We start from the raw sequence: 3,246 nt of genomic DNA, 5'->3' as shown, positions 1-3,246 counted from the left end.
GCCAGCAGCACGACCCGGTCCGCGAGCTGTTCGGCCAGGGCCTGGCCAACATCGCCGCCCCGCTGTTCGGCGGTGTACCCGCGACCGGGGCCATCGCCCGCACCGCTGTCAACGTCCGCACCGGCGCCGGGTCCCGGCTCGCGGCGCTTACCCACGCCGCGGTCCTCGCCGCGATCGTCTTCGCGGCCTCGCCCCTGGTCTCGAAGATCCCGCTCGCCGCGCTGGCGGGCGTGCTCCTGGCCACCGCCATCCGGATGGTCGAGGTCGGCTCACTGAAGGCGATGGCCAAGGCCACCCGCTCCGATGCGCTGATCCTCGTCCTGACCGCGGTCGCCACACTTGCCCTCGACCTGGTCTACGCGGTGATCATCGGCCTGGTCGTCGCCGGTGGCCTGGCCCTGCGCGCGGTCGCCCAGCAGGCCCGCCTCGACCAGGTGCCCCTGGACCAGGGCGACCACAGCGCCGAGGAGCACGCACTGCTGGCCGAACACATCGTGGCGTACCGCATCGACGGGCCACTGTTCTTCGCCGCGGCACACCGCTTCCTGCTGGAGCTGACCGATGTGGCGGACGTCCGCGTGGTGATCCTGCGCATGTCCCGGATCAGCACCATCGACGCGACCGGCGCGCTCGTCCTCAAGGACGCGGTGGAGAAGCTGCAGCGGCGCGGCATCATCGTCATGGCGTCCGGCGTACGGGCCGGTCAGCGTCAGGTTCTGGACTCCGTCGGCGCCCTGGAGCTGCTGCGGCACGACGGCCGGGAGTACGCCACCACACCCGAAGCGATCCGCGGTGCCCGGGACTACCTCAAGGGCGCCGGCGTGCTGCCCGCCGTCCCCGTCCAGGCGCCCCGGTCGGTCAGTGAGGAGGGCCGCCGATGAGTACCCCCATTGCACCCCCTTTGCCACCACCCGCATGGCCGAGGTCTCCGGCGCGGAGGCGCTGTGGCTGCTGGAGGGAGGCACACGGGGGCGGCTGGTGCATGGGCCGCGGGAGCAGGCCGTCGTCCGTTCGGCTTGCCATGTGGGGGAGTTCGGTCGCGCCGGGACAGGCACCGTCTGGATCCATGGCCCGCACGACATCCTGCAACGCGTCCACCCCAGGACGGTGGCCGGTTTCCGCCTCACCCCTGGGGAGGCCTGATGGCCGCGGCACTCGACGTCCTGCCGTACCGGCATGTGCTGACGCTGCCCAACGAGCCGGCCGCGGTCCGGCTCGCCCGCGAGACCGCGCAACAGGCGCTGACCGAGTGGGGTATCGGACTGCACCGGACCGTTGTGGACGCGGCGCTGCTGATGCTCAGCGAACTGGTCACCAACAGCGTCCGGCACGCCGCCGAGATGTCCCCGCAGATCACGGTGATGTACGCGGCGAGCGGGAGCCGCCTGGCCCTCGCCGTCCACGACCGCCACCCCTACCAGCCCCCCCCCGCTGCCACGAGCGGACACCGTCATTGGTGGGGGCCTTGGCACGGTCATGGAACTCACTCGGCAACACGGCGGCACTGCTGCCGTCCACGGTGACGCCGACGGCACAACCATATGGATCAATCTGCCCCGGTGAAGCCCGTGGGCAACTGGGACGCCAACGCACGATTTCGTGGCGAATAGCCACCCTCAAGAAGGAAGTTCCCCACCATGACCATCGAGCGGCGATACAGCGGCGAGGAGAACCTGGGCATCCTCTCCGTCGCCGGCCACCTCGGCGGCGCCATGGGCTGGGTCCTCGGCCGGGGCGCCGGACCCGTCGTCGCGGATCTCACGGAACTGCGCAGCTGTTCGGCCGAGGGACAAGCGACGATCATCGAGGCTGCCCGCCACATTGCCGCGAGTGGCCGAAGCCTGGAGCCGGCCGTGATCCCGGCCGACGGCTCACTGGTCCCCGACGGGCACTGCCCGGCCATTTCTGTCCACACCGGTCTGGCCTTCGAGCGGCAGGCGAACGGAATGGCCAGCCCCGGAGAGCGCCCCACTTCGGTTCGGTTCCCGTACGGGCGATTCGGTTTGACCGGCGTCGGAGGCGAGGATGGGCCCATGGCGTTGACGAGTGGGTGGACGCGATGCGTCGGGGTACGGTCGGCAGGGCCGTTCTGTCAGGTCAGGGAGGGGACGGCACGGTGAGCACGCCGCTGTACCAGTTGAAGGCCGAGTTCTTCAAGACGCTCGGCCATCCGGCGCGCATCCGGGTCCTGGAGCTGCTCAGCGAGCGTGAGCACGCGGTCGCGGAGATGCTGCCCGAGGTGGGCATCGAACCTGCCCATCTCTCCCAGCAGTTGGCCGTACTGCGCCGGGCCAACCTGGTGGTCAGCCGCAAAGAGGGTTCGACCGTGTACTACTCGCTGACCAGCCCGCAGGTGGCCGAGTTGCTGAAGGTGGCACGGACCATCCTGTCCGGAGTTCTGGCCGGGCAGGCCGAACTGCTCGCCGACCTGCAGGCAGCCCAGGCCGAAACAAAACCGCCGTCCTAGCGACGGCTCCCTGATCGGCGGTCGCCTTCTGCCGCATGGACAGCGCTCTGATGGCGGGAGGCGACCGCCTCGAGAACCGGGACGGGCGAGTGTGACGAGTGATCCACACCGCAGGGCCCGGGAAGAGAGGACGTTCGGACCGTCGTCCGGGGCCCTGCAGCCCCTCCGGCATCCCGTCGGCAAGCGGGACATTGAAGGTGCAACGAGAGACGTCAACACCTCGGGCGTCGCTCCCTCGGAGGGGATGAGCATCATGGCCGTTCACGACCACTCGCACCGGCACCCGGGATTCCGTTTCCCGTCCCTGCGCAGGACCGGGACGGCTCCCGCGCACGCCGACACGACGACGTCGGCGGCGACCGCCACCCGTGCGTACGTCTTCGCCGGGCTGCGGCTGCTGACCGGGTTCGTCTTCCTGTGGGCGTTCCTGGACAAGACGTTCGGTTTCGGCTACGCCACGCAGTCCGGCAAGGGCTGGATCGACGGCGGCTCGCCCACCAAGGGCTTCCTCGGCGGGGTGGCCGCCGGGCCGATGGAGTCGACCTTCCACGACTGGGCCGGGGCGGCCTGGGCGGACTGGCTGTTCATGCTCGGCCTGCTCGGCATCGGCCTCGCCCTCACCGCGGGCGTCGCGCTGCGGCTCGCCGCCGTGGCGGGCACCGTGATGATGGCGCTGATGTGGATCGCGGAGTGGCCGCCGGCCCAGCACCTGTCCGACGGGTCACCGAGCATGTCCACGAACCCGGTCGTGGAGTACCACGTCATCTACGCCGTCATCC

5 protein-coding genes and 1 pseudogene are annotated in these 3,246 nt (G+C 70.4%); all 6 read left to right on the top strand.

Going from position 1 to position 3,246, the window contains the following annotated elements; genetic code table 11:
- On the top strand, positions 1-881 hold an 881-nt coding region (locus ABZ281_RS43595; protein ID WP_356663723.1), incomplete at its 5' end, for a SulP family inorganic anion transporter.
- 34 nt (positions 882-915) lie between these two features.
- On the top strand, positions 916-1,143 hold the full coding sequence (locus tag ABZ281_RS43590; RefSeq protein ID WP_356663721.1) for a hypothetical protein: 228 nt from the start codon (positions 916-918) through the stop codon (positions 1,141-1,143).
- Positions 1,143-1,563: pseudogene (locus ABZ281_RS43585) on the top strand (ATP-binding protein). Before ABZ281_RS43590 ends, ABZ281_RS43585 begins: the two are co-directional and overlap by 1 nt.
- A 74-nt stretch (positions 1,564-1,637) precedes the next feature.
- Positions 1,638-2,120, top strand: a complete 483-nt coding sequence (locus ABZ281_RS43580) for a hypothetical protein (protein WP_356663719.1) — start codon at positions 1,638-1,640, stop codon at positions 2,118-2,120.
- Positions 2,117-2,467 carry a metalloregulator ArsR/SmtB family transcription factor gene (locus ABZ281_RS43575; protein WP_142165370.1) on the top strand — a complete coding sequence of 117 codons (351 nt, stop codon included), beginning with the start codon at positions 2,117-2,119 and terminating at the stop codon, positions 2,465-2,467. Before ABZ281_RS43580 ends, ABZ281_RS43575 begins: the two co-directional genes overlap by 4 nt.
- Positions 2,468-2,720: 253 nt before the next feature.
- Positions 2,721-3,246, top strand: a 526-nt coding sequence (locus tag ABZ281_RS43570; protein ID WP_356663717.1) for a hypothetical protein, incomplete at its 3' end; no start/stop codon positions are given.

The sequence above is a fragment of the Streptomyces sp. NPDC006265 genome, assembly GCF_040613555.1.
GTDB lineage: Bacteria > Actinomycetota > Actinomycetes > Streptomycetales > Streptomycetaceae > Streptomyces.
This window is presented reverse-complemented; position numbering and strand designations above follow the sequence as displayed.

Excerpts from the sequence above, each read along its gene's own strand:
- ABZ281_RS43580 (WP_356663719.1), top strand. The coding sequence starts at position 1,638 with ATGACCATCGAGCGGCGATACAGCGGCGAGGAGAACCTGGGCATCCTC.
- ABZ281_RS43590 (WP_356663721.1), top strand. The coding sequence starts at position 916 with ATGGCCGAGGTCTCCGGCGCGGAGGCGCTGTGGCTGCTGGAGGGAGGC.